Raw genomic sequence first — 17,859 nt, forward strand, 5'->3', positions numbered from 1 at the left:
TTAAGAGGGGGCCCTTCCTTTCACGCGAACGGAGTGAGCGTGACCCCCGCGTCGATGAGCGCGGCCCGTACCAGCTCCGCGCACCGCACCGCGCCCGGCGTGTCCCCGTGCAGGCAGATCGACTCGACCGGGGCCGGGATGACAGTCCCGTCCACGGCGACCAGCGTGCGCTCGACGGCCATCCGTACCGCCCGGACGGCCACCTGCTCCGGGTCGGTCACCAGCGCGTCCGGTGAGCTGCGCGGCACGAGCGTGCCGTTCGGGAGGTAGTTGCGGTCGGCGAAGCCCTCGGCCACCACCCGCAGCCCGGCGCCCGCAGCGAGCTGGGCCAGCACGGTGCCGGGCTGGCAGAGCACCGGCAGCTCGTGGTCGTACCCGCTGATCGCCGCCACCAGCGCGGCGGCCTGGCCCTCGTCGCGGGCGGCCGCGTGGTAGAGCGCGCCGTGCGGTTTGAGGTAGCGGACCCGGGTGCGGTACAGGCGGCAGAACGCGTCGAGCGCCCCGAGCTGGTAGATCGTCTCGTCGCGCAGCTCGGCGAAGTCGTACGCGATGTGCCGCCGGCCGAAGCCGGCGAGGTCCCGGTAGCCGACCTGCGCGCCCACCGCGACGCCGCGTTCGGCGGCGCCCGCGCAGACCCGGTGCATGGTGGCCGCGTCGCCGGCGTGGAAGCCGCAGGCGACGTTCGCGGAGCTGATCAGGTCGAGGAGCGCGTGGTCGTCGCCCAGCCGCCAGCTTCCGAATCCCTCGCCCAGGTCAGCGTTGAGGTCCATGGAACGTCACCGTAGTGCCTGGCCGGGCCTGGGCGAGCGGGGTCACGTCGTCCACCACCCCGATGACGGGGTACCCGCCGGTGGTGGGGTGGTCGGCCAGGAAGACGAGCGGCCGGCCGTCCGGCGGCACCTGCACCGCGCCGAGCACCAGGCCCTCGCTGAGCAGTTCGCCGGCGACCGCGCGGGTCACTGCCGCGCCGGCCAGCCGCGCGCCGACCCGGTTGCTGTCCGGGCTCACCGTGTACGCGGTGCGGCACAGCACGTCCAGCGCCTCCGGGGTGAACCAGTCCTGCCGGGGGCCGGGGCGCACTGTGAGCCGCAGCTCGTCCGGGACCGGCCGGGTGACGGCGAGGTCGACCGGTGCGGGTGGGCCGGCCGGGGTGCCCACCGGCAGCCGGTCCCCGTCGCGCAGCGGCGGCGGTCCGAGGCCGGAGAGCGTGTCGGTGGCGCGGCTGCCGAGCACCGGTTCGACAGCGATCCCGCCGCTGACCGCGAGCCAGGTCCGCACCCCGGCGCGGGCCGGTCCGACGCGCAGCACCGCACCGGCGGGCAGCGCGAGCGGCCGTCCGACGTCCCCCGGGCGCCGCTGTGCGGATCCGGCCCGCCACTCGACGACCACGTCGGCCGGGGCGCCGGTGAGGGCGACCGCCACGGCCCGGGTGAAGCGCAGCGTGCAGCCGGTCACGGTGATCTCCAGCCCGGCCGCATGCTCGTCGTTGCCGACGAGCCGGTTGGCCAGGCGCAGGGCGGCCGGGTCGAGCGCGCCGGAGCGGGGTACGCCGAGGTGCGCCCAGCCGGGCCGGCCCTGGTCCTGGACCGTGGTGAGCGCCCCGGCCCGCAGCACCTCGATCACGACGCGTCGACCAGGCGGACGCGGGTGCCGGGGGTGAGCCGGGCCGGTGGGTCGGCGTGCACGTCGAACAGCGGCAGATCGGTGCGGCCGACGAGCAGCCAGCCACCGGGTGACGCGGCGGGGTAGATGCCCGCGTACGGGCCGGCGAGCGCGACCGAGCCGGCCGGTACCCGGGTACGCGGCGTGGCGAGCCGGGGCACCGCCAGCTCGGGCGGCAGCCCGGTCAGGTACGCGAACCCGGGTGCGAACCCGCAGAACGCGACCCGGAACTCGGTACGCCGCAGCCGGTCGACGACTGCGGGAACGTCGACGTTCCAGTGGCCGGCGACGAGCGGAATGTCCTCGCCGTCGTACACGACCGGTACCCGGACCTCGGTGGTGGCCGCGCCGGAGGCGGCGGTGCGGGGGTGCCAGGCGGCGATCCGCGCGGCGGCTGCCTGCGGGTCCGGTACGCCGTCGAGCAGCACGGTGACCGCGCCGGGGACGATCTCGGTGGCGGTCAGCTCGCCCGCTTCACGCCGGTGCCACAGTTCGGCCCGCCACGCCTGCGCCTGCTCCGCGTCGTCACAGTCGAGGAGCAGGGCGTACGCCCCGACCGGCCGGATCCGCATCCGGTCATCCTCCCGTCGAGTGAGGTGACGGTCCACACTACTTGCAAGTAACCTACGCCGTCGTAACCTATTGCTGTGACGACCTCCGCACCGTTCCGGCTCCGGCCGGCCGACATCGGGAAGCCGCGTATGCGCGGCTGGCTGCACGCGTACGCGTTCTTCGCCGCTCTCGTCTGCGGCATCGTGCTGTGTTCGATCGCCGCCGGCCGTCCCGGCTGGGCGCCGCTGGTGAGCTGCCTGATCTACAGCTTCACCGTGTGCGGGCTGTTCGGCACCAGCGCGCTCTACCACCGGCGGGTCTGGACCGAACGCGGCTACCAGATCATGCGCCGGATGGACCACTCGATGATCTTCGTGTTCATCGCCGGCACCTACACACCGTTCTGCGCCCTGCTGCTGGACACCCGGCAGGCCACGATCATGCTGAGCCTGGTCTGGGGCGGCGCGATCGCGGGCGTGGCGGTGAAGCTGATCTGGCCGCACGCGCCGCGCTGGGTCTCCGCCCCGCTCTACCTGGCGCTCGGCTGGGTCGCGGTGGCCATGCTGCCGCAGATCCTGCACTCCGGTGGCGTCACCGCGCTGGTGCTGCTGAGCGTGGGCGGCGCGATCTACAGCGTGGGCGCGGTGTTCTACGCGCTGCGTCGGCCGAATCCGTGGCCCACAGTCTTCGGGCACCACGAGTTCTTCCACGCCTGCACGCTCGTCGCGGCGATCTGCCACCACATCGCGATCTACTTCGCACTGTTCGCCTGACCGAGCGGACCCCGGACATGCGCGAGGGCCCCGCACCGTTGCGGGGCCCTCGGGTTCTCGGGGGTCAGGCCGGGTAGCCCGAGCCCGGGCGGCGCACCTCGCGGTACTCCTCGCGCACCACGCGGTCGTCGCGCACCGGCACCACCGGCTCGGCGACCACCTGCTCGCGGACCGGGGCGGCCACGACCCGGCGGCGGCTGTTCCAGAAGTAGAGCGTGGTGAGCAGGCCGGCGACGCCGGCGAGCATGAGCACCCAGCCCACCACGTTGAGGTTCAGCCATCCCAGATCGGCGTCGATGGCGAACGCGAAGATCGCGCCGAGCGCGATGAGGAAGATGCTGGCACCGATGCCCATGACGTCGCCTCCTTGGCGTCCTGCTGGCGTTTCCTGCCCGCCGCGGCCATGGATGAGGTAGCGGCACACATCGACATACCCAGGCGCTTCGATCGTCAATCAGGCAAGCTGGGCGGTATGACGGACGGCAGGAACGGGCAGCGGACGCTGGTTCTGCTGCGGCACGCCAAGGCCGAGCAGTCCGCGGACGGCCCGGACGCGGAGCGGTCGCTCACCGCGCGGGGCCACGCCGACGCGGCGGCGGCCGGCGCCTGGCTGGCCCGGCAAGGGCTGCTTCCCGACGTGGTGCTCTGCTCGCCCGCGCGGCGCACCCGGCAGACCTGGCACGACGTGGCGATGGGCATGACCGGTTCACCACCGGAGGGCGGCCCGGCGGGTTCGCGCCCGGCGGTGCGGTACGAGGCGGCCGCGTACGACGCGCACCCGGACCAGTTGCTGGACCTCGTCCGGACGGTCGAGCCGACGGCCGGCACGGTGCTGCTCGTGGCGCACAACCCTGGTGTCTCGCTGCTCTCGGCGCTGCTCGACCCGCAGCGGGCCGACCCGGACGGGCTGCGTACCACCGATCTCGTGGTGCACCGGCCGACGACCCGGTGGGCCGAGCTGGCCCCCGGCGGCGCGCCGCTCACCGCCCGCCACACCGCCCGCGCCTGACCGGTACGACTCAGACCCGGCTGTCGTAGGCCTCCCGGTTGGCGAACACGTCGTCCATGTGCGCCTCCGCCCAGACCTTCAGGCCCTGGATCGTCTTGAGCAGCGAGAGCCCGAGCGCTGTCAGCTCGTAGGTGACTGTGACCGGCACCGTGGGCTCCACGGTGCGGGTGACCAGGCCGTCGCGTTCCAGGGCGCGCAGCGTCTGGGTGAGCATCTTCTGGCTGACGCCGACGAGCGTGCGGGACAGCTCCGAGTAGCGCATCGGGCGCGGGACACCTGCGCAGTCGGCACCGAACCGGTGCGAGCCGTCGCTGCGCAGCGCTGCCAGCACCAGCGTGACCCACTTGTCGGCGATCCGGTCCAGTAGTTGCCGGCTGGGGCACTGGGCCAGGAACGCGTCGTACTCCGCCTTGCTCATCTCTGCTCCTGCCGCCCTCTCCTGCCGTCCGGTGAGCTACGCACTTTCAGGTGCCTACTTCCCAGCAGAAAGTTACACCCCGATAGTGGAGGTCGGCGCCGCGACCCGGCGGCGTCGCGTAACGGACGACGAGAGCCAAGAGGTACACGCATGGCCCGCACCACCCTTCCCGGCGGCACCTGGACGCTGGGCGACCTGACCGTCACCCGGTTCGGCTACGGCGCGATGCAACTCGCCGGCCCCTGGGTCATGGGACCACCGGCCGACCGTGACGGCGCCCTGGCGGTGCTGCGCGAGGCGGTCGCACTCGGCATCACCCACATCGACACCAGCGCGGCGTACGGGCCGTACGTCACCAACCGGCTGATCCGGGAGGCGCTGCACCCGTACCCGGAGTCGCTGCACATCGTCACGAAGGTCGGCGCGGACCGGGACGAGCAGGGCGGCTGGCCCACGGCCCGGGATCCGCAGAGCCTGCGCCGGCAGGTCCGGGAGAACCTGGAGACGCTAGGCGTGGACGCGCTCGGCCTGGTCAACCTGCGGCTCGGCGACGCCACGGGGCCGCAGCCCGGGTCTCTCGCCGAGGCGCTGGAGACGCTCGTCGCGCTCCGGCAGGAGGGCCTGATCCGCCACCTCGGCCTGAGCAACGTGACGCCCGAGCAGGTGGCCGAGGCGCAGACGATCGCGCCGATCGTCTGCGTGCAGAACCGGTACAACCTGGCCCACCGCGGCGACGACGACCTGATCGACGAGTTGGCCCGGCAGGGCGTCGCCTACGTGCCGTTCTTCCCGCTCGGCGGGTTCACGCCGTTGCAGTCCTCGGCGTTGTCGGCGGTGGCGGAACGCCTGGGGGCGACGCCGATGGGCGTCGCCCTGGCCTGGCTGCTGCGGCGCTCGCCGAACATCCTGCTGATCCCCGGCACCAAGTCCGTCGCGCACCTGCGCGAGAACGTCGCCGGTGCCGGGCTGGCCCTCTCCGGCGACGACCTCGCCGAACTGGACCGGATCGGCCGCTGAGACGCGGCGTCAGGACGGCGGCGCGGTCGGCGGCGGCGGGTCGGGCGGCGGCGGCATCATCGCTGTCGGATGCGAGAGCCGGTTCTCCTCCACGATGAGCGTGCGGGCCCGCTTGCGGCGGTCCTGCCAGAACCACAGCGTGGTCAGCAGAACGCCCAGCCCGGCCAGGATGAACACCCAGCCGACCGCGCGCAGGTCGATCCACCAGACGTTGGCCCGGATGGCGAAGGTCATGATCGCGCCGAGCGCGATGAGAAAGATGGCGCTACCAATGCCCATGTGCGCTGCACTCCCCCGTGCGATGGCCTTGGGCGTACTCCGGTCGTGGTCCGCGACGGTTACCCGCCACCGGGCCGCCTATCCACCCGGGCGCACGCACGACGACGGCCGGCGGGCTGGTGCCCGCCGGCCGTCGTCATGAGGGGGAGAGTGACGTTTCAGGGGTGAAAGCCCCCGGAAGGGCTCAGAAAGCCTCCTCCGGGAGGTCCATGATCTCCAGGTCGGTGCCCTCGATGATCCGGCGGTCGGCGCCGATGCGGGGCAGCACCTCGCGGGCGAAGAACCGGGCCGCGGCGACCTTGCCGGTGTAGAAGGACTTGTCGGCCGCGGAGACCTCGCCGGCCAGCGCCTTCAGAGCCACGTCCGCCTGCTTCTGGAGCAGCCAGCCGACCACCAGGTCGCCGATCGCCAGCAGGAACCGGCGGCTGCTCAGGCCGACCTTGTAGAGCGCGCGGGTGTCGCCGCCCTGGGCCTCGCCCAGCCAGCCGGTCATCACGCCGAGGATGTTCTGGATCTCGGCGAGCGCCTTGCCGAGCGCCTGACGCTCCTCCTTGAGCTGGCCGTTGCCGGCCTCGGAGGCGATGTGCTCCTGGATCTCGGCGGCGACCGCCATCAGGGCCTTGCCGTTGTCCCGGACGATCTTCCGGAAGATCAGGTCGAGGCTCTGGATCGCGGTGGTGCCCTCGTACAGGGTGTCGATCTTGGCGTCCCGGACGTACTGCTCCAGCGGGTAGTCCTGGAGGAAGCCGGAACCGCCGTACGTCTGGAGCGACTCGTGGCCGAGCAGCTCGTACGCCCGCTCCGAACCGACGCCCTTGACCAGCGGCAGGAGCAGGTCGTTGACGCGCTTCGCCAGCTTGGTGGCCTTCTCGTCACCGGCCGCCTCGGCGATCGCGACCTTGTCCTGCCAGCTCGCGGTGTAGCAGACCAGCGCGCGCAGGCCCTCGGCGTACGACTTCTGCAGCAGCAGCGAGCGGCGCACGTCCGGGTGGTGGGTGATGGTCACCCGCGGGGCGGTCTTGTCGGTCATCTGGACGAGGTCGGCACCCTGCACCCGGTTCTTGGCGTACTCCAGGGCGTTGAGGTAGCCGGTGGAGAGCGTGGCGATCGCCTTGGTGCCGACCAGCATCCGGGCGTACTCGATGATCATGAACATCTGGCGGATGCCGTCGTGCTTCTCGCCCAGCAGCCAGCCCTTGGCCGGTACGCCGTGCTCGCCGAAGGTCACCTCGCAGGTGTTCGAGACCTTCAGGCCCATCTTGTGCTCGACGTTCGTCGCGTAGACGCCGTTGCGCTCGCCCAGCTCGCCGGTCTCGGCGTCGAAGTGGTACTTCGGCACGACGAACAGCGACAGGCCCTTGGTGCCCGGACCGCCGACGCCCTCGACGCCGACCGGGCGGGCCAGCACGTAGTGGACGATGTTGTCGCTCAGGTCGTGCTCACCGGAGGTGATGAAGCGCTTCACGCCCTCGATGTGCCACGAGCCGTCCGGCTGCTGGATCGCGCGGGTACGGCCGGCGCCCACGTCGGAGCCGGCGTCCGGCTCGGTGAGGACCATGGTCGAGCCCCACTGCTTGTCGATGAACAGCCGGGCCCACTTCTTCTGCTCCTCGGTGCCCTCGACGTGCAGCACGTGCGCGAAGGACGGGCCGGAGGCGTACATCCAGATCGGGGCGTTGGCGCCGAGCACCAGCTCGGCGAGCGACCACCAGAGGGCGCGCGGGGCGTTCGTGCCGCCCAGGGACTCCGGCAGGTCCAGGCGCCAGAACTCGGAGTCCATGAACGCCTTGTACGACTTCTTGAACGACTCCGGCAGCGGCGCGGTGAACGTCGCCGGGTCGAAGACCGGCGGATTGCGGTCGCTGTCCGAGTAGCTGGCGGCCAGGTCCTCGCGGGCGAGGCGGTCGACCTCGCCGAGGAAGCTGCGGGCCGTGTCGACGTCCAGGTCCGTGAACGGCGCCTGGCCGAGCGTCCGGTCCGCCCCGAATACCTCGAACAGGTTGAACTCGAGGTCCCGCACATTGCTCTTGTAGTGGGTCATGCTCGCTGGCCCCGCTTCCGGACAGGTGTTACCGATCAGTAACTCCAGACTGTATTACTCACCGGTAGGCAACGACAAGCGGATCTCGGAAGTGACAGCGATTACACACTTCCCGTTCATCAGTCGGCGGCGCCGACCTCCCAGCTCGGAACCGGCGTGGCGGTGGTGTTGCGCGCGCCGACGTACTCCATCAGGACCAGCGCGATGTCGTCGTCGAGCCGGCCGTGCACCCACTCGACCAGGGCGGTCTCCAGCGAGGCCAGCCCGTCCGCGACGGTGCCGTGGCCGAGCAGCCGCCAGGCCCGGTCGGCGGTGGGGAAGAACTCGCCGTCCCGGCGCGCCTCGCCCAGGCCGTCGGTGAACAGCAGCAGCCGGTCGCCCGGTTCCAGCCGCTCCACCCGGGGCCGGACCACGGGCATGAAGCCGAGCGGCGGCGCGGGCGCGGGCGGCTCCAGCGGGATCACCGCACCCCGGCGCAGCAGCAGCGGCGAGGGGTGCCCGCAGTTGACGATGGTGAGCGTGCCGCCGCGCTCCTCCACCAGGGCCGCGGTGACGAAGTCCTCGTCGCCGACGTTGCGGGCCACCGCGCGGTCCAGGTCGGTCACCACCGCGCGCAGGTCGGCCCGCTCGTACGCGACGTGCCGGTAGGAACCGAGCACGATGCTGGCCAGGCGGACCGCGTCCAGCCCCTTGCCCCGTACGTCACCGATGATCATGCGGACGCCGTACGGGGTGTCCATCACCTCGTACAGGTCGCCGCCGATCTCGGCCGTCGCGGTAGAGGAGATGTACCGGGCGGCCACCGCGAGCGTGCCTACCTGCGGGCCGAGCGGCCGCAGCACCGCCTGCTGGGCGACCGAGGCGAGCCGGGACAGCTCCGCGATCCGGTCCGCCTGGCGCTGGCGTATCGCCGCCGTCGCAGCCGCGATCGCGGTGGCCACCCCGACGGCTGTCACGTTGACCACTGTCACCAGCGGGCTACCCCGTTCGGCGACGGCGAAGCCGATCCCGATGGCGGTGGCCAGGCCGCCGACCGCGAGCACCACCCGCCAGGACGCCAGTGCCGCCGCGAGGAACGGCGCGACGACCATCAGCGCGAGGTAGTGCGCCGGGCGGCCGTCGGCCAGCTCCACCGCGACCACGATCGCGAGCAGCGCGAGGGCCGCGCCGAGACCGGCGCGGGATCCGGGACTCAGCGGGCCTCGGCCCGGCTGGAAGGGTTGCGTGCGTACATCCGACAGCATGCCTGATGGACGTGAACGGGAGAATGAACCTGGCCCGTCGGTCGTGGAAGTTCTGCCCGACTGGCCGGTCAGCCGAGCACCTCGTACCGGACGTTCACGTGGCCGAGGCTGGTGGCGGCGATGGTCGCGAACGCGGCGCGGGACAGGTCCAGGCACCGGCCGTCGATGAACGGGCCACGGTCGTTGATCCGCACCACCACCGACTTGCCGTTTGCCGGGTTGGTCACCCGGACCTTGGTGTTGAACGGCAGCGTCTTGTGCGCGGCGGTGAGCGCGTCCGGGTTGAACGTCTCGCCGTTCGCCGTCATCTGGCCCTCGGCGTAGAAGGAGGCGCCGCAGGAGCCGCTGTCCACGACCTTCGGGCTGCTCGTCTTCTTCGCCGTCGGCGACGGGGAGGCGGTCCGGGCCTTGCTGCGGGAGGCCGCCTGGGTGCGGCTCGCCTTCGGACTCGGGGTGGCCTTCGGCGACGGGCTGAGGCTCGCGCTCGGCGAGGCGGACGCGCTCGGCGAGGGGGCGGCCGACGTGGGGGCGGGCGTGCTGGGCAGCGTCTCGACCACGGCCGGCTCGGCGGGCGGCTCGGCGGAGGTGAGCCGCACGGCGCCGACGGTACCGCCGACCGCGAGCGCCACGCCGACCGCCGCGGTCGCGGCGATGGCGGCGGGCGAGGAGAACTTGCGGGTACGAAGGTGCCTAGCAGCCACCGGCCCGGTCCTTTCGTCAACTGAACAAACCGGCCCGGACCGTAACGAGAGAAGCACTTCCGAAGTCAACGTGATCATGGTGCTATGCCCGCATTTACCCTGGTACGTGTAGCCGATCACGCCACTGTCGATCGGCCGAACGGCCCACCGATCCGCCAGGATGGAAACCGTGCTGAGTCGTCGCCTGGTCGAGCTGTTCGAGTGGATCGACCCCGGCCCGGGCAGCACCCACCTGGTCAGCGACATCTCCGGCTGGTGGCGTGACCCCGACGTGCTCGCCCAGGTCGGGCCGGCCCTGGCCGGGCTGTTCCCCGAGGACCGCCCGACCGTCGTGATCGCCCCCGAGGTGACCGGGCTGCTGCTCGGCCCACTGGTGGCGGTCGCCGCCGGAGCCGGTTTCCTGCCCGCGTACAAGGACGGCGGCGAGCGACGCCGGGCCGCGCCGACGCGCTGGGCCGAGACGCCTCCCGACTACCGGGGACGGCGGCTGCGGGTCGGCGTGGACGGCCGGCGGCTGAACCCCGGCGACCGGGTGCTGCTCGTCGACGACTGGGTCGACACCGGCGCGCAACTGGACGCGCTGTGCCGGGTCGTCCGGGACGCCGGGGCCGGCCTGATCGGGGCCGCCGCACTGGTCGCGACCTGCCCGCCCGAGGTCGCCGCACGGCTCAGGCTGCGCGCCCTGCTCACCGGCGCCGACCTGCCGTGAGCCCGTCGGCGGTGGCGGAGCATGCCGTAGCGTCGGCGGCATGTGGCCCCGCATCGGTGGATTGCGCGCACTCGCCCTCGGCACGCCCGGCGAGCTGCGTACCCGGCTCAACACCCTCGTCCTCTCCGGCGCGAAGACCGCCACCGCCGGGCTCGTCCAGGAGTACGACGACGAGAACGAGGAACTGGAGTACGTCGGCGAGCGACTGGTCCTGGTCGACGACAACGACGCGCTCGTCGGCGTCGTGGAGGTCACCGGCGTCGAGGTGGTGCGCTTCGCCGACGTGCCGTGGGACTTCGCCCGCGCCGAGGGCGAGGGCGACCGGTCGATCGAGGAGTGGCGCGAGGGCCACGGCGCCTACTGGGCCCGGCAGGGTACACCGGTCACCGACGACACCCGGATCGTCTGCCTCCGGTTCCGGCTGGTCTCCACCGAGGGCAGCATCGGCACCTAGCCGGCCCGGCGCAGCTCCGGCAGCAGCGCCGCCGCCTCCACCAGCACGGCCTCGTCGCCCGCGTACCAGCTGCTGGCCCGGGGCCAGTGCGTCACCACGTCGGTGAAGCCCAGCCGGGCCGCCCGGGCCACCTGCTCGGCGAGGAAGTCGGCGCTGGTGAGCGAGAACACCGGCGCGGAGTCGAGCGACAGGTAACGGTCGAGCGTCGCCGGGTCACGGCCGGCCTGCTCCAGCGTCCGGGTCATCCGGTCCGACAGCTCCGCCACCGTGCCCCACCACGCCTCGATGTCGTCGCCGCCGAGCCCGGTGGTGACCCAGCCCTGCCCGAACCGGGCGACCAGCCGCATCGAGCGGGGACCGTTCGCGGCCATCACGAACGGCACCCGGGGCTGCTGGACGCAACCCGGGTTGTTGCGCGCGTCCACGGCGGTGAACCACTCCCCGCGCCAGGTCGTGCCGTCCTCCCGCAGAATCAGGTCGAGCAGCTCGGTGAACTCGGCGAACCGGTCCACGCGCTGCCGGGGCGGCAGCGTCTCGCCGCCGAGCACCGCCGAGTCGAAGCCGATGCCGCCCGCGCCGAGGCCGAGCAGCACCCGGCCGTCCGACACGTCGTCGAGCGCGGTCACCTGCCTGGCGAACGCCGCCGGGTGCCGGAAGTTCGGCGACGCCACGAGCGTCCCGAGCTTCACCCGGGACGTCACGCCGGCCGCCGCGGTGAGCGTCGTCCACGAGTCGAACCACGGCCCGTCGACCAGGTCACGCCAGCCCAGGTGGTCGTAGGTCCAGGCGTGGTCGAAGCCCCACTCGTCCACCTGGGCCCACCGCCGACGCGCTTCCGACCAACGCTGGTCGGGCAGGATCACGATGCCGATTCGCATGATCGCCAGGGTACGACCCGGGCCGGACATCCCGGCCCGGGTCGCGGGGGATCACGCCGCCAGGTCGGCCACCACGCAGGCGATGTTGTCCGGCGCGCCAGCCGCGTACGCCTGCTCGACCAGGCGCTCGACGGCGCTCTCCGGATCGTCCGCCTCCGCCAGCGCGGCGTGCAGCGCGCCCGGGTCCACCACGGCGGAGAGGCCGTCGGAGCAGAGCAGGTAGCGGTCGCCGGGCAGCGCGGTACGCAGCGCCAAGTCCGCCTCCACCTCCGCGCCCGCGCCGAGCGCCCGGGCCAACAGCGCGCGCTGCGGATGCGCCAGGGCCTCGGCCGGGGTAAGCCGCCCCTGGTCGACGAGCGTCTGCACGTACGTGTGGTCCTGGGTGAGCCGGGACAGCTCGCCGCCGCGCAGCAGGTACGCCCGGCTGTCCCCGACGTGCACCAGCGCGAGCCGGGTGCCACGTCGCACGAGCGCGGTGAGCGTGGTGGCGGGCTGGTCGGCGTCGGTGGCGTGCGCGCGTACCGCCCGGTCGGCCCGGGTCACCGCGTCGGCAAGGGCGGCGAGCAGATCGGCCCCCGGCGCGTCCGCCTGCTCCAACGGCCGCAGCGCGTCCACGGCCGCCGCGCCGGCAGTGGCCCCGGCCGGACCGCGTACGCCGTCGGCGACCGCGAGCAGCGCCGCACTCGCGTACGCGGTGTCCTCGTTGGAGTCGCGGACCGTGCCGGTCTCGCAGCGCGTCGCGTACCGGAAGGTGGTCTCGGACATGGTGGTGCCCCTCTCGCTGAGCCTGTCGACGAGGAGCGCGACGGCCCGGCCGCGCGCCGCGGTGTCCGCGCTGACCCGCCGCCACCAGGCGTCGAGCGCCTCGGCGGCGGCAGCGGGCGGCAGGCCGCAGACGGTACGGATCTCGGCCAGCGGCATCCCGGCCCGGCGCAGCCCGGCGATCAGCCGTGCGCGGTCCGCCTGCTCCGGCGCGTAGTAGCGGTAGCCCGAGTGCGGGTCGACAGCAGCAGGGGGCAGCAGCCCGCAGTCGTCGTAGATGCGCAGCGCCTTGGCGCTCAGGCCGGTCGCCCGGGCGAACGCGCCGATGGTCAGCAGTCGCACCGTGCCTCCCTCGCGCTCCTCGTGCCGGTCACCGCGACCGGCACCGGTCACGCTGGGCCTTGCCGCAGGGGACGGGTCAAGGCGTCGCTGCCGCCAGTTTGGTCAGCATCCGGCCCAGATGCGGCTCGATCGTGCCGGTCGGCGCCTCGTTCACCTCGGCCGGCGTCCACCAGCGGATGCCCGCGAACTCCACCGGATCGGGCGTGAACCGCTGGTCACGGTGCGAGTCCAACACGTACCAGAGGCTCACGTCGGTGTGCCGGTGCTCGGGCGGGCCGACCGTCTCAGTGACGGTGAGGAACGCCGGGCGCTCGCCGAACGGCGGCGCGAAGACCGCCGCCACGCCCAGTTCCTCCCGCAGTTCGCGGCGCACCGTGTCGGCCGGGTGCTCACCGGGCTCGACGTGACCGCCGCTGGGCAGCCACATCCCCGCCAGGCGGTGGTCGACCAGCAGCACCGCGCCGTCGGCCGGGTCGCGGAGCAGGAAGTACGCGACCAGGTGCGGCGACGGCGTACGCGGCTTGACCCGGCGGAAGACGTCATCCGTGCCGGCCAGCCAGGTCAGCGCCGCCTCCCGGTGCCGCGCCTCCAGTTCGTCTCCCGGTGACAGTTCCTCGACCAGTGCCCGGATCTCGTCCCGCATCCCGCCGATGCTGCCAGCCGGGTACGACGGTCAGTCCGGCGGCAGCGGGTTGGCGTCGGCAGCCGCGCGGACGAACTCACGTACCCGGGACGTGGTGTTCCCGGCCGGCCACACCGGACCGCGACAGATCGGCGGCGCGTCGTGGATCGGCACGTAGGCCACGTCCGGGCGGGCGTAGAACTGCCGGGCCTGCTCGCCCACCGGCAGCACCCCGCGCCCCATCGCGACGAGCGCCAGCATCTCCGAGAAGCTGCCGCCCACCGGGCCCTTCGGCACCGGGCGGCCGGACGGGGTGCGGTCCGGCGTGCGGTCCTGCTTGAACGCGGCCGACGTCACCGCCGGGTACTGCACCACCGGATGGTCGCCCAGCACCTCCAGCGACACCGACTCCTCGGCCGCCAGCGGATGATCAGCGGCGACCGCGAGCACCCGGCGCTCGCGCAGCAGCACCGGGCCGTTCGCCATGCCGTCGAAGGGGTACGAGGCGATCAGCACGTCGATCGTGCCGTCCAGCAGGCTCGACCGGGTGCTGGCCAGCGGCGCCTCGTGCACGTGCACCTCGCAGTCCGGGTGGCGCTCGGTGAACAGGGCCACCGCGCGCAGCAGCACCGGAGCTGTCGACTCACCGACATACGCCACCCGCAGCTCGCCGGTGAGCCCGCGCCCGGCGTCGACGGCCCGCTGCACAGCCGCCTCGATGCCGGCCACCAACGGGCGCATCTCCTCGGCCAGGCGGGCGCCGATCGGGGTGAGCCGGACGACCCGGCTGGTCCGCTCGAACAGCGGCGCGCCGATGCGGCGTTCCAGCTTGCGCACCACATGGCTGACCCGGCCGGTACTCACCCGCAGCCGCTCGGCGGTCCGCCCGAAATGCAGTTCCTCGGCCAGGGTCAGGAACGTCTCGACCTCGTACCGCTCCAGCACCGGAGCACCTCCGTCGTTGCCTGCGGGTCAACGATCGTAGTCCGGATCGGGGTTGGTCCGGACGACGCGCCGGACCAGGGTTGACGGCATGCACAACCATCTCGTGACGGTGACCGGTTTCGACCACCTCGTCCTCTCGGTGAGCGACGTCGAGCGTTCCCTCGACTTCTACTGCGGCACGCTCGGCCTGGCCCCGGTGCGGGTCGACAGGTGGCGGGCCGGTGAGGTGCCGTTCCCCTCCGTACGCGTCGACGCCGGCACCATCATCGACCTGATCGAGGGCGACCCGACCGGGTCCAACGTGGACCACTTCTGCCTCGTGGTGGAGCCGGTCGACTGGCAGCGGGTGGTCGACTCCGGCGTCTTCACCGTGCTGACCGGCCCGGTCCCGCGCTTCGGTGCGCGCGGCACCGCCACCTCGATCTACGTCAGCGACCCGGACGGCAACACAATCGAACTGCGCTGCTACCCGGCCGACGCCTAACCTGTTCCGATGCCGGAGCTGGAACGACTCGCCGCCCACCACGCACCCGCCGTGCTGCGGTTCGAGCGGGAGAACCGGGCCTACTTCGCCCGGTACGTCCCCGACCGGGGCGACGACTTCTTCACCGGGTACGCCGCCCGGCACGCGGCCCTGCTGGACGAGCAGGAACGCGGCACCTGCCACTTCCACGTGCTGGTCGGCGACCACGGCGCCGTGCTCGGGCGGTTCAACCTGGTCGACGTCGCAGGCGGCAGCGCCGAGCTGGGCTACCGGGTGGCCGAGCGCGCCGCCGGGCGCGGGCTCGCGGGTGAAGGCGTACGGCACGTCTGCGAACTGGCCCGCACCGAGTACGGGCTGCGCCGGCTGGTCGCCTCGGCGGCCCTGGCGAACCCTGCCTCGCTGGCGGTGCTCCGTCGCGCCGGTTTCGTGCTCGACGGTTCGGTGCGCGGCGATTCGGTGCACGACGGTTCGGTGCGCAGCGGTTCGGTGTCCGGCTGCGAGGTGGATCTGGACGGGGAGCCCGGCCTGCGGCACGTGCTCGACTTCGGCGCGCCCTACGCCGCCGCGTCCCCGTAGGTGGGCGCTCCGGCCGGCTCGTACGTCAGTTGCAGCGTGCCGTGGGCGTGGGTGACCGACTCGGTGAGCCGCAACGCGCTCGGCACCGTCCCCTCGCCGAACAGGCGCTTGCCGGTGCCGAGCACCACCGGGTACACCCACAGGTTGAGCCGGTCGACCAGGCCGAGGCGCAGCAGCGACTGCACCAGGTCCAGGCTGCCGATCACGTGGACCTCGCCGTGGCGGCCGTTCATCTCGGTGACGCGCTCGGCGAGGTCACCTTTTACCAGCGACGAGTTCGTCCAGGTGAGCGGCTCGGCGAGCGTGCGGCTGGCCACGTACTTCGGCACGCCGTTCAGCAGGCCGGTGAAGGGGATGTCCGCAGGCGCCTTCGGCCAGTAGCCGGCGAAGATGTCGTACGTCTTGCGGCCCAGCAGCAGCGCGTCCATGCTGCTCGCCTGCTGGAACATCACCGCGCCGGACTTCTCGTCGAGCAGCGGCATCTGCCAGCCGCCGTGGCTGAAGCCGCCCTCGCGGTCCTCGTCGGGCTCACCGGGCGCCTGCGCCACGCCGTCGAGGGTCAGGAACTCTGTCACGATCAGCTTGCCCATGGGTCCGCTCCTCCGGTTTCCGCTCGTCCCCCGTCAGACCCGTCAACGACCCGCAACTCATCGCCGAGGTGTACGTGATGGATTTCGTGGAACTGGTCATCGACGGGCAGATCGACATCGATCGCGACGACCTCGAAGACGCCCTCAACGAGGCTCTCGTCGGGCGCGGCGAGGTGACCGGTGCCGGAACAAGCGAGCACGGCTCCCACCTCGACGTCGACGTCCTTGTGACGGCGGACCGACGAGCCGTCCTGGACGCCGTCTTCGGGGTGCTCGCCGCCTTGGACCTGGGCGACTCCGTGCGGGTCCGGCCCGGCGACGGGCAGACCTGGATCCGTCCGGGCCAGTGGACCCGCTCTACTCGTGCCGGACGAGCCTGAAGGGCATCCCGTCGATCTCCGTGACGTACCCGATCACCGGCACCGGGTTCCTCAGTTCCGCGATCTCGACAAGCAATGCGGTGGCAGTGCCGGCGTAGGGCTCGGGCGGGTCGATCAGGGCGGTATCGCAGACCACCGTCGGCCACTGCTCGGGAGGACCGTCGTCCAGGTGCCAGCAGAGCAGATAGTCGAAGTTCACGGCTCCCCAGACCCGGAGGTCTCCCGGTGAGGTGCCGAAGTGGTACGGGAACCCTCCTGTACACTCCGCCCTCTTGTTCATCACGTGATGCCAGTTCCGCGCGTACCGGAGGAATTCCGGTACGCCCCAGTCGGAAGGATGAAGCACTTCCAGGAAGCCGATGCTGCCGTGTGGGAAGCGCTCGACGAAGCGTCGGTAGTCCTCGGGAAAGGGATGGCCTGCCGCCTCGGTGAGAGCCGTCCAGTCGATCTCCGTCTCCGTCGCCCCGTCCCAGTCGAACAGGCCGGCGAGTCGATCCACGGTCGGCGAAGCATTCGGTGTCATTTGGCTTCCTCCGGCAGATGATCGTTGGTCGGGTGCACGTCCCACCTCGCCTTCACCGTAAGATCACTCTCTTCGGCAGGCGTACGCCTCCGGAGTCCTCGAAGGCGGATTCGCCATGATCCCCGATCGGACTGAGGTAAGCGACCTCCTGGAGAAGGCGCTGGCGGGTGCGGCCGCCACGTTCCAGGGCATGACGGCGCACCGGCAGGAGTCCAACTGCGAGTGCCACTGGGGCAGCGCGGAGGAACTGGCACTGCTGAAGACGCCGGACGTGCCGCTCGACGAGGACCTGCTCCGTCGCACGTACTGGACCACGGACTGGCGCTATCCCGGCCCGCTGCTGCGCCGGATCCTGCCCCAACTGACCCGGAGCCTCGTGGCCGGCAGAGTGATGCCCATGGCCGGGATGGAGAGCCTCGGGTACTTGTTCACCACCGCCCGCTGGCAGGAATGGCCCAAGGGGCAGCGGGACGCTCTGCGGGAGTTCCTGGACGCCTGGTGGCTGCATGCCCTGGTCGAGCCCGATGCGAAGGTGCCCGCTCACGAGGCCCTGGAACTCATCGCCGAGACCACCGGCAAGCTCACCCCGTGGTTGGCTGTCTGGACGGAGTCGCTGGCCGACGCGGTGGCCCGACGACGGCTGGTCACGGCCGTGGAGGAGTGGGTGGACGACCTGGTGGTCGACAGGCTCCCCTGGTCGAGTTGGCACAAGGAGGACACGTGGGGCGCCGCGCTGTCGCTGTGGGTGATACGACATGCGCCGACCCCACTACGGGAACACAACGCGTCGAGCGACGTGCTTGATTACATTGGCCTGCTCGCCCTGCCCTACGCCGATCGGTGGGACAAATAGCCCTCGCGACGGCGCGCCGAATGCTCGTGGCATCACAAGCGGTGG

24 protein-coding genes are annotated in these 17,859 nt (G+C 72.2%); 9 read left to right on the top strand and 15 right to left on the bottom strand.

What is annotated here, in order from left to right:
* Positions 1–20: 20 nt before the first annotated feature.
* The 3 genes from BFV98_RS18785 to BFV98_RS18795 are packed head-to-tail and all read right to left on the bottom strand — an operon-like array spanning position 21 to position 2,234.
* Positions 21–770: a LamB/YcsF family protein gene (locus BFV98_RS18785; RefSeq protein ID WP_071097253.1), complete on the bottom strand. Its 750-nt coding sequence runs from the start codon at positions 768–770 to the stop codon at positions 21–23.
* Positions 754–1,623 (bottom strand): biotin-dependent carboxyltransferase family protein, encoded by an 870-nt coding sequence (locus BFV98_RS18790; protein WP_071097255.1) that lies wholly within the window; start codon positions 1,621–1,623, stop codon positions 754–756. Before BFV98_RS18790 ends, BFV98_RS18785 begins: the two co-directional genes overlap by 17 nt.
* A complete protein-coding gene (locus BFV98_RS18795; RefSeq protein ID WP_071097256.1) occupies positions 1,620–2,234 on the bottom strand; it encodes an allophanate hydrolase subunit 1 in 615 nt (204 codons plus the stop codon). Before BFV98_RS18795 ends, BFV98_RS18790 begins: the two co-directional genes overlap by 4 nt.
* A 75-nt stretch (positions 2,235–2,309) precedes the next feature.
* Between BFV98_RS18795 and BFV98_RS18800 the strand changes: the two genes are divergently transcribed.
* Positions 2,310–2,987, top strand: coding sequence for a hemolysin III family protein (locus tag BFV98_RS18800; protein ID WP_047894297.1), 678 nt, complete (start codon positions 2,310–2,312; stop codon positions 2,985–2,987).
* Between the two features lie 64 nt (positions 2,988–3,051).
* Here the strand turns inward: BFV98_RS18800 and BFV98_RS18805 are convergent, their stop codons facing one another.
* Positions 3,052–3,342, bottom strand: coding sequence for a DUF6458 family protein (locus BFV98_RS18805; RefSeq protein ID WP_013283349.1), 291 nt, complete (start codon positions 3,340–3,342; stop codon positions 3,052–3,054).
* Between the two features lie 117 nt (positions 3,343–3,459).
* Between BFV98_RS18805 and BFV98_RS18810 the strand changes: the two genes are divergently transcribed.
* The gene (locus BFV98_RS18810) at positions 3,460–3,996 is read left to right on the top strand and encodes a histidine phosphatase family protein (protein WP_071097258.1); all 537 of its coding nucleotides are present in this window, start codon (positions 3,460–3,462) and stop codon (positions 3,994–3,996) included.
* Positions 3,997–4,006: 10 nt separating this feature from the next.
* Here the strand turns inward: BFV98_RS18810 and BFV98_RS18815 are convergent, their stop codons facing one another.
* Positions 4,007–4,414, bottom strand: a complete 408-nt coding sequence (locus tag BFV98_RS18815) for a helix-turn-helix domain-containing protein (protein ID WP_071097260.1) — start codon at positions 4,412–4,414, stop codon at positions 4,007–4,009.
* A gap of 150 nt (positions 4,415–4,564) precedes the next feature.
* Between BFV98_RS18815 and BFV98_RS18820 the strand changes: the two genes are divergently transcribed.
* Positions 4,565–5,431, top strand: a complete 867-nt coding sequence (locus BFV98_RS18820) for an aldo/keto reductase family oxidoreductase (RefSeq protein WP_071097261.1) — start codon at positions 4,565–4,567, stop codon at positions 5,429–5,431.
* Between the two features lie 9 nt (positions 5,432–5,440).
* On the opposite strand, the gene BFV98_RS18825 is transcribed toward BFV98_RS18820, so the two are convergent.
* The 4 genes from BFV98_RS18825 to BFV98_RS18840 form a co-directional block, all read right to left on the bottom strand.
* Positions 5,441–5,710, bottom strand: coding sequence for a DUF6458 family protein (locus BFV98_RS18825; RefSeq protein ID WP_013283345.1), 270 nt, complete (start codon positions 5,708–5,710; stop codon positions 5,441–5,443).
* 184 nt (positions 5,711–5,894) lie between these two features.
* Positions 5,895–7,751 (bottom strand): acyl-CoA dehydrogenase, encoded by a 1,857-nt coding sequence (locus tag BFV98_RS18830; protein ID WP_013283344.1) that lies wholly within the window; start codon positions 7,749–7,751, stop codon positions 5,895–5,897.
* A gap of 119 nt (positions 7,752–7,870) precedes the next feature.
* Positions 7,871–8,995: a PP2C family protein-serine/threonine phosphatase gene (locus tag BFV98_RS18835; protein ID WP_030269685.1), complete on the bottom strand. Its 1,125-nt coding sequence runs from the start codon at positions 8,993–8,995 to the stop codon at positions 7,871–7,873.
* A 68-nt stretch (positions 8,996–9,063) separates the two neighbouring features.
* Positions 9,064–9,696 carry a septal ring lytic transglycosylase RlpA family protein gene (locus tag BFV98_RS18840; protein ID WP_013473388.1) on the bottom strand — a complete coding sequence of 211 codons (633 nt, stop codon included), beginning with the start codon at positions 9,694–9,696 and terminating at the stop codon, positions 9,064–9,066.
* 160 nt (positions 9,697–9,856) lie between these two features.
* On the opposite strand from BFV98_RS18840, the gene BFV98_RS18845 reads away from it, so the two are divergent.
* A complete protein-coding gene (locus tag BFV98_RS18845) occupies positions 9,857–10,405 on the top strand; it encodes a phosphoribosyltransferase family protein (protein WP_176921708.1) in 549 nt (182 codons plus the stop codon).
* A gap of 40 nt (positions 10,406–10,445) precedes the next feature.
* Entirely contained in the window at positions 10,446–10,859 is a 414-nt protein-coding gene (locus BFV98_RS18850; RefSeq protein WP_071097263.1) for an ASCH domain-containing protein, read from the top strand.
* Here the strand turns inward: BFV98_RS18850 and BFV98_RS18855 are convergent.
* The 4 genes from BFV98_RS18855 to BFV98_RS18870 all read right to left on the bottom strand — a co-directional run bounded on the left by BFV98_RS18855 (position 10,856) and on the right by BFV98_RS18870 (position 14,408).
* A complete protein-coding gene (locus tag BFV98_RS18855; RefSeq protein WP_013473385.1) occupies positions 10,856–11,767 on the bottom strand; it encodes an LLM class flavin-dependent oxidoreductase in 912 nt (303 codons plus the stop codon). The two genes, BFV98_RS18850 and BFV98_RS18855, sit on opposite strands and share 4 nt — an antisense overlap.
* A 21-nt stretch (positions 11,768–11,788) precedes the next feature.
* Positions 11,789–12,841, bottom strand: coding sequence for a MerR family transcriptional regulator (locus BFV98_RS18860; protein ID WP_071098934.1), 1,053 nt, complete (start codon positions 12,839–12,841; stop codon positions 11,789–11,791).
* 76 nt (positions 12,842–12,917) lie between these two features.
* Positions 12,918–13,484 (bottom strand): NUDIX hydrolase, encoded by a 567-nt coding sequence (locus BFV98_RS18865; RefSeq protein ID WP_071097264.1) that lies wholly within the window; start codon positions 13,482–13,484, stop codon positions 12,918–12,920.
* Positions 13,485–13,514: 30 nt separating this feature from the next.
* Positions 13,515–14,408 carry a LysR family transcriptional regulator gene (locus BFV98_RS18870; protein WP_013473382.1) on the bottom strand — a complete coding sequence of 298 codons (894 nt, stop codon included), beginning with the start codon at positions 14,406–14,408 and terminating at the stop codon, positions 13,515–13,517.
* Positions 14,409–14,496: 88 nt separating this feature from the next.
* Here BFV98_RS18870 and BFV98_RS18875 point away from each other — a divergent pair, with 88 nt between their 5' ends.
* Positions 14,497–14,892 (top strand): VOC family protein, encoded by a 396-nt coding sequence (locus tag BFV98_RS18875; protein WP_030269673.1) that lies wholly within the window; start codon positions 14,497–14,499, stop codon positions 14,890–14,892.
* Positions 14,893–14,901: 9 nt separating this feature from the next.
* Positions 14,902–15,468 (top strand): GNAT family N-acetyltransferase, encoded by a 567-nt coding sequence (locus BFV98_RS18880; protein WP_071097266.1) that lies wholly within the window; start codon positions 14,902–14,904, stop codon positions 15,466–15,468.
* Here the strand turns inward: BFV98_RS18880 and BFV98_RS18885 are convergent.
* Positions 15,447–16,058 carry a dihydrofolate reductase family protein gene (locus BFV98_RS18885; RefSeq protein WP_013283333.1) on the bottom strand — a complete coding sequence of 204 codons (612 nt, stop codon included), beginning with the start codon at positions 16,056–16,058 and terminating at the stop codon, positions 15,447–15,449. The two genes, BFV98_RS18880 and BFV98_RS18885, sit on opposite strands and share 22 nt — an antisense overlap.
* Positions 16,059–16,135: 77 nt before the next feature.
* Between BFV98_RS18885 and BFV98_RS18890 the strand changes: the two genes are divergently transcribed.
* Positions 16,136–16,438, top strand: a complete 303-nt coding sequence (locus tag BFV98_RS18890; protein ID WP_013473379.1) for a hypothetical protein — start codon at positions 16,136–16,138, stop codon at positions 16,436–16,438.
* On the opposite strand, the gene BFV98_RS18895 is transcribed toward BFV98_RS18890, so the two are convergent.
* The gene (locus BFV98_RS18895; protein ID WP_071097268.1) at positions 16,416–16,961 is read right to left on the bottom strand and encodes a hypothetical protein; all 546 of its coding nucleotides are present in this window, start codon (positions 16,959–16,961) and stop codon (positions 16,416–16,418) included. The genes BFV98_RS18890 and BFV98_RS18895 overlap by 23 nt on opposite strands.
* A gap of 115 nt (positions 16,962–17,076) precedes the next feature.
* Here BFV98_RS18895 and BFV98_RS18900 point away from each other — a divergent pair, with 115 nt between their 5' ends.
* Positions 17,077–17,814: a hypothetical protein gene (locus tag BFV98_RS18900; protein ID WP_030269669.1), complete on the top strand. Its 738-nt coding sequence runs from the start codon at positions 17,077–17,079 to the stop codon at positions 17,812–17,814.
* Positions 17,815–17,859: the final 45 nt, after the last annotated feature.

The organism is Micromonospora sp. WMMB235 (genome assembly GCF_001855515.1).
Taxonomy (GTDB): Bacteria; Actinomycetota; Actinomycetes; order Mycobacteriales; family Micromonosporaceae; genus Micromonospora; species Micromonospora aurantiaca.